This window comes from Streptomyces sparsus, from assembly GCF_054776295.1.
The window spans coordinates 12,085-18,137 of the sequence record NZ_BAAHCA010000027.1 but is presented as its reverse complement, the minus strand read 5'-3'; the positions used below and the strand labels follow the sequence as shown (position 1 = coordinate 18,137).

Here is a 6,053-nt window from a genome sequence, read left to right as displayed (position 1 = left end):
CGTCCGCCTCGGCAGACGCCGTCCACCGCGCGCAGCGCCGCCCGGACCCCGGGCACGTCCACCGCGGGGTCCAGGGCCAGCAGCCGCGCCTCGTCCAGGTGGGTGCGTGCCACCACCAGCGCGTGCGCCCGGCAGTACAGCAGGACTCCGGCGTTGACGCACTCCCCCCGCTCCACTCTGGGCACCACCCGCAACAGGGCGTACTCGAAGACGTCACGGTTCCGGGGGACGGCGCTCATCCGCGGTCCCCGCTCAGTCCGGTCAGCCAGCCGGGAGCCCGGGAGGGGCCGTCCTCGGTCGGTTCGCCGATGGTGACGCGCCGGTGCACCGCCGGGGCCCGCGAGACGAGCACCTCGGTGTACGCCGCGCGCACCTCGTCGGGCGACGCGAAGCCCTGCTCGTCGGCGAGCCACTCGTCAGGCACGTCGGCGACACACGCGGCCACCAGCTCCCGCGTCACCCGGGGCGCGAGGTCGGCGGCAGCGGCGGCCAGGTCCGGACCGAACGAGGCGAGCACGTGGTCGGACGCGTCGTAGGGCTTGTCCGCCGCCTTCGCGGCTGCGGACCAGTTGTGGTGCCAGATCATGGTCGCCCCGTGGTCGATGAGCCACAGGTCGCCGTGCCACACCAGCAGGTTGGGGTTGCGCCAGGAACGGTCGACGTTGCCCACCAGCGCGTCGAACCACACCACCCGTCCCGCCTCGGCCGCGTCCACGTGGTAGGCCAGTGGGTCGAAGCCGATCGACCCGGGCAGGAAGTCCATGCCGAGGTTGAGGCCGCCGCTGGCCTTGAGCAGCTGCTGCACCTCCTCGTCCGGCTCGGCCAGCCCGATGACCGGGTCCAGTTGCATCCGCACCAGCTCGGGCACCCGCAGGCCCAGGCGGCGGGCGAGCTGACCGCAGACCACCTCGGCCACCAGGGTCTTCCGGCCCTGCCCGGCCCCGGTGAACTTCATGACGTACGTTCCCAGGTCGTCGCCCTCGACGATGCCCGGCAGCGAGCCGCCCTCCCGCAAGGGCGTGACATAGCGGGTCGCGGTGACTTCTCTCAACATCTCCCCAGGCCATCCATCTCTTCAACCTTGCAATCCACGGACGACCGCTCCGGGGCGTAGAAGCAGTGATCACCGGTCATCGGCGCTGGGGAGAGTCGGGGAAGTTTCGGCTCGCAGGCCGGTTCCCCGCTCCCCAAGCAGTCCGTCGATGGTGCCGCGCCCCTTGCTGCCAGCTTCCGGCGTGCACGAAGTGAGCATAGTAATCGGGGGTGACCGCGGGTGAGGAGCGTCCGAGCCACCGGGCCAGGGTCACGACGGACTCGCCAGCTTACAAAATGATCGAGGCACAGAGCTCGAACTTGCCCTGGCTGTGCGTGCCCGGTGTGAGGATGCGACTCGCCAGAGCGAGGCCCAGCAAAAGGCGCATGACACAACTCCTGTTCGATCCAGCCGAAACGATCCGAAGTCGCCGAGTAAAACCGGCAGTTGCGGCGGACCTGTTGACGCCGGACGGCATGGCACCCGATGTGGCGCCAAGGGCGTTGAGTGACTGCCTGCGAGGGCTCGCCGAAGCGGAACCGCCCATCCCCGCTGCCCCGGACCGGCCGCGCCGCTTCCCGCGCACCGAATGCGCGCGGCAGCCGCGGCACGAGGGGGCCGGCGTCCCGTCCGGGTCGGGTAGACCAGCGACATAGGTCGATCAGCCGATGTCCGGCGGCCGATTCACGAGCACGATCTACGGAGGCGGGGCGCCGGCCCGGCCGCCGCGCCCAGCACCGCGCTCCGGGCGCTCCCGCACCCTCAACCACACCACACCACACCACACCACCGACATCGCCCGGAGCTTCCGCATGACCACGTACCGGAACGGCCAAGACACCGCCGCAGGAAGCGCGGTGGTGAACGCGCTGTACACCTCGCTCGCGCAGGGCGACGTCGCCGCGCTACTCGCGCGAGCGGATCGAGTGGGTCGTTCCGCCGGGCCTGCACTGCGGAGGCACCTACCGGGGCCGTGAAGAGGTGCTGGAGAACGTGCCGACGTTGTCGTGGGCGTCGGCGGCGCCGGCGGGAACCTCGTCCGGACGCTCATGCGGCGCCACCCCGCGCTGACCGGAGTGACGCTCGACCTCGCGCACGTACGCGCTGAGGCGGACGACTCCGCGGCGGGCATGGGTGTCACGGACCGGTTCACCTTCGTCGGTGGTGACTTCTTCGAAGAGGTGCCGTCAAGGAACGTGCATCTGCTCAAGTTCGTCCGCACGACTGGGACGACGAGGCCTGCGTCCGGATCCTGCGCAACTGCCGGGAAGCACTCACGTCCGGCGGAACCGCTTCGCGCGGGCCGGACTGACGCGGACCCGCATCACCTCGTCCGCGTCCCTGGTCTCCGTCCTGGAACCCGTACCAGACCGGAACCCCCGCGGGTCCTCTATGCCTCGCGGCCTAGGCGGCGTTCCTCCTGGTGGGCGACGCCACGTCGTTCCCGTCCCGAAAGGATCATCACATGGATCGAATCGATGTACTCATCGCTCTGGTCGCCGCTCTGGCCCTTGGCGTCATCGCGTGGTCGAAGCCGCTGCAGAAGCTGCCGTTCTGGGCCTTCGTCCTGCTGTGCGTCGTCTTCCACCCGGCGGGCACGGCGCTTTTCTCGGCGCTGGAGTCCGCCGCGGGCACCGGCGGCGCCATGGCCGAGTGGACCTTCTTGTTCAGCGTGAACCTCCTGTTCGCCGCGCTCCTCGCGTCGGCCTACCGGGGAATCAGGTCCCTCCGGGACACACCCGCCCACGCGCACTCCCACCACCAGAAGGTCGGCACATGAGCGTCCGTCCCCTCCGCCCGCGACGTCCTCGGACCGGCAGGGGTGTACCCATGCCCCGAATCGCCGTCGCCCTGGCGTCACTCGCCGTACTGGCGGCCACCACGGTCACTGCCTGTAGGCCCGGACCCGGCCCCGTGGGAACCGACGCGACACCCGCGATGCCCGCCGCACTGCTCGAACAGAAGCCGAAATGGACGGCGTGCTCCGCTCCCTCGACGGCGCAGGGCGGCGGCGACGCACCCGAGAAGCTGCCGGACGGTACGAAGTGGCAGTGCGCCACCATGAAGGCACCGCTCGACTACGCGGCCCCCGGCGGCAGGACCATCGACCTCGCCCTGGTCCGGGCCGAGGCCGCGCCGGGCACCGGCGAAAAGCGCCTCGGATCCCTGATCTTCAACTTCGGCGGCCCCGGCGGCTCCGGAGTGTCGATGCTTCCCCTCTTGGCCGGCGACGACTACATGAAACTGCACAAGCGCTACGACCTGGTCAGCTTCGACCCGCGCGGAGTCGGAAACAGTGTCGGCGTGCAGTGCCTGGATCCGAAGGCCATGGACGCCTGGCTGGCCACGGACTCGACCCCGGACGACACCGCGGAGGAGCGGGCGTACACCCGCGGGGCACGCGCGTACGCCCGCTCCTGCGAAAAGAACTCGGGCCCGGTACTGGAGCACGTCGGCACCCAGCAGGCCGCACGTGATCTCGACCTGATGCGCCACGTCCTCGGCGACAGGAAGCTGAACTACTTCGGCATCTCCTACGGAACGCAGCTCGGGGGCGTCCACGCCCACCTGTTCCCGCACAACGTCGGGCGAGTCGTCTTCGACGCCGTGGTCGACCCCACCGAGAACATCCTGGCCAGTGGACTCGGTCAGGCCAAGGGCTTCCAGGGCGCACTGAGAAACTTCCTCGCGGACTGTGTGGAGCACGACTCGTGCTTCTTCGAGGGCAAGGACCCGGCCCGGGGCGAGAAGGAGGTCATCGCCCTGATCGAGCGTCTGGACGCGCGCCCTCTGCCCACGGAGTTCGGACGCCGCCTCACGCAGAGCCTGGCTCTCAACGGCATCGCCGCCGCCCTCTACGACAAGGAGGGCTGGATGCTGCTCAGGGGCGCGTTGGCCGCCGCCGGCGAAGGGGACGGCACCATGCTGCTGGTGTTCTCCGACGCCCTCAGCCAGCGGATCGACGACAGCGGGTACGCGAACATCAACGCCGCCAACACCGCGGTGAACTGCGCCGACTACAAGGACCGCTTCACCGTCGGCGACGTGCGCGGGCATCTTCCCGAGTTCCGCAAGGCGTCTCCCGTGTTCGGCAACTGGATGGCCTGGGGTCTGCTCCAGTGCACGGGCTGGCCCGTGGACGGCCACGCCTCCACCGTCGAGATGACGGCCGACGGCGCAGGCCCCATCCTCGTCATCGGCAACACCGGTGATCCCGCCACCCCCTACGAGGGAGCCGAGAAGATGGCGGACGAACTGGGCGAGGGAGTGGGTGTCCGCCTCACCGTCCGCGGTGAAGGGCACGGCACCTACGGCGTCAACGACTGTCTGACCGGATTGGTCGACGCGTACCTGCTCGACGGCGTGGTCCCGAAGAACGGCACCACCTGTTCCTGACGCACCTCCTCCGCCCGAGGACCGCCCGCGCCAGAGGCCGAGGCGAGTTCCCGGAGCGGCCGGGGCGGGAGGGTCCCGCCGGCACCCGCACCCACACCCGACAGAAGCAACTGCCGTACCCAGCCCCGATTACCGAACGGTTACCCCATGCCCGACACCAGTCGACCGGCCCCTCATCGCGTGGCCGTTCTAAGCCACGACGGCGTAGGAGCTTTCGAAGTGGCCCTGGCCGTGCAGGCGTTCGCGGCCGCCAACGACCACATCTGCGAGACCTTGTACGGGGGTCCGGCCGGTCAAGCGGGGTCCTTCGTCGGTGGTGTGCCCGACTGGAGCGTCGGACCGCGCCGCCCCGTCCCCGCGGAGCCTTCGAGCCGGAGGTGGAGTGCGACGAGGCTGCCTCGTCGCAGGTGTCGTCGGTCGGTTTCAGCGTCCTGCTCACAGCACGGCGGACATCGTGTTCCAGGTCCCGTTCGGTCCGGAGCGTCATCGGCGAGGTCCTTCGCCTCGTCCAGGACGTTGCCCGCGAACTCGGTGATGCCGGTGCTTGGCGTTCGACCGCTTCCGCGTCGGAGACCGTCGAGGTCGAGGGGTAGGCAGCCCTCCTTGGCGGACCTCACAGGTGAGGGGTTCGAACAGCTCAGGGAAAGCCTTCGACGAGGATCTGGGCCGACTGGCCCCGATGTCCTTCATCAGCATGCACCCGCCCCCGAAGTTCACGGTCTGTGCCCTGGCTTCCCGTGGGCCTTGGTGGCGTGCAGTCGCTCGACGTGTCCTCGCTTGAGACGGTCCGACTCCTCGACGACGAAGCCGGTGGCGCGGACGTTCTCGACGGGGCGGCGGCGCAGATGCTCACCGGCCGACGGCACGCTGAACCGCTCGATACCGCCCTGGACCTTGCGCATCAGCCACCAGGGGCTCACCACGTGGTCGACGCTCACGAACCGGCCGCCGGGCCTGAGCACCCGGTGGATCTCACGCATCGCCTGGTCGATGTCGGGGATCGCGCACATGCTCAGAGTGCAGACCACGGTGTCGAAGCTGGCGTCCTCGAAGGGCAGCCGGTGTGCGTCCCCCTGGCGCAGGGTGACCGCACGCCCCAGGCCGTCGGCACGCGCACGTGCCTTCTCCAGCATCTCGCGACTGATGTCGATGCCCGTCAGCGTGAGTCCGTCGGCGTAGAAGGGCAGGTTTCGCCCCGTGCCGATGGCGACCTCGAGCACCTCACCGACCGCTCGACCGCAGGCCCACTCCCGCTGCCCCTTGAACAGCAGCCGGTCGAGAAGGTTCATGTTCTTGTCGTACACGGCTGCCGACCTGTCCCAGTGGGCGTGCCACTTCTCCCGTGCGTCGGCCGTCCGCTCCGTCTCTCCCACGCCGGATCCCTTCTCTGCCGCATTCGTCAAGAGTGTCCAGCTCACCATGGGGCGGCGGCAGGCGCGTACTCGTGCGACGGCGACAGGCGGGTGACCGGTGGCCGCCCCTGCCGCGGGTTCGCCCCGCTCACGCCGGTGAGCGGGGCGAACCCATGGAGGGGGCGGCCGGTTCACCGCCCTGCTACGTCAGGGCAGGGTCCACTTCTGGTTGGGGCCGGTGTGGCAGGACCACAGGTGCACACGCGTTCCGT

General features: G+C 69.8%; 5 protein-coding genes and 2 pseudogenes. 4 read left to right on the top strand and 3 right to left on the bottom strand.

Annotated features, from left to right (window positions below; translation table 11 throughout):
• Both ACYVE9_RS03905 and ACYVE9_RS03900 read right to left on the bottom strand, forming a co-directional pair.
• Positions 1-239, bottom strand: a 239-nt coding sequence (locus ACYVE9_RS03905; RefSeq protein ID WP_461026268.1) for a DUF3037 domain-containing protein, incomplete at its 3' end; no start/stop codon positions are given.
• A complete protein-coding gene (locus ACYVE9_RS03900) occupies positions 236-1,054 on the bottom strand; it encodes a HipA family kinase (protein ID WP_461026267.1) in 819 nt (272 codons plus the stop codon). The genes ACYVE9_RS03905 and ACYVE9_RS03900, both read right to left, overlap by 4 nt.
• A gap of 986 nt (positions 1,055-2,040) precedes the next feature.
• Here ACYVE9_RS03900 and ACYVE9_RS03895 point away from each other — a divergent pair.
• The 4 genes and pseudogenes from ACYVE9_RS03895 to ACYVE9_RS03880 all read left to right on the top strand — a co-directional run.
• A pseudogene (locus tag ACYVE9_RS03895) lies at positions 2,041-2,238 on the top strand (methyltransferase); the annotation flags it as partial.
• Between the two features lie 23 nt (positions 2,239-2,261).
• A pseudogene (locus tag ACYVE9_RS03890) lies at positions 2,262-2,345 on the top strand (hypothetical protein); the annotation flags it as partial.
• Between the two features lie 153 nt (positions 2,346-2,498).
• Positions 2,499-2,813, top strand: a complete 315-nt coding sequence (locus ACYVE9_RS03885) for a hypothetical protein (protein ID WP_461026270.1) — start codon at positions 2,499-2,501, stop codon at positions 2,811-2,813.
• A gap of 50 nt (positions 2,814-2,863) precedes the next feature.
• A complete protein-coding gene (locus ACYVE9_RS03880; RefSeq protein WP_461026266.1) occupies positions 2,864-4,429 on the top strand; it encodes an alpha/beta hydrolase in 1,566 nt (521 codons plus the stop codon).
• A gap of 713 nt (positions 4,430-5,142) precedes the next feature.
• On the opposite strand, the gene ACYVE9_RS03875 is transcribed toward ACYVE9_RS03880, so the two are convergent.
• Complete coding sequence (locus ACYVE9_RS03875; protein WP_461026265.1) at positions 5,143-5,802, bottom strand: class I SAM-dependent methyltransferase; 660 nt, start codon at positions 5,800-5,802, stop codon at positions 5,143-5,145.
• Between the last annotated feature and the right edge of the window lie 251 nt (positions 5,803-6,053).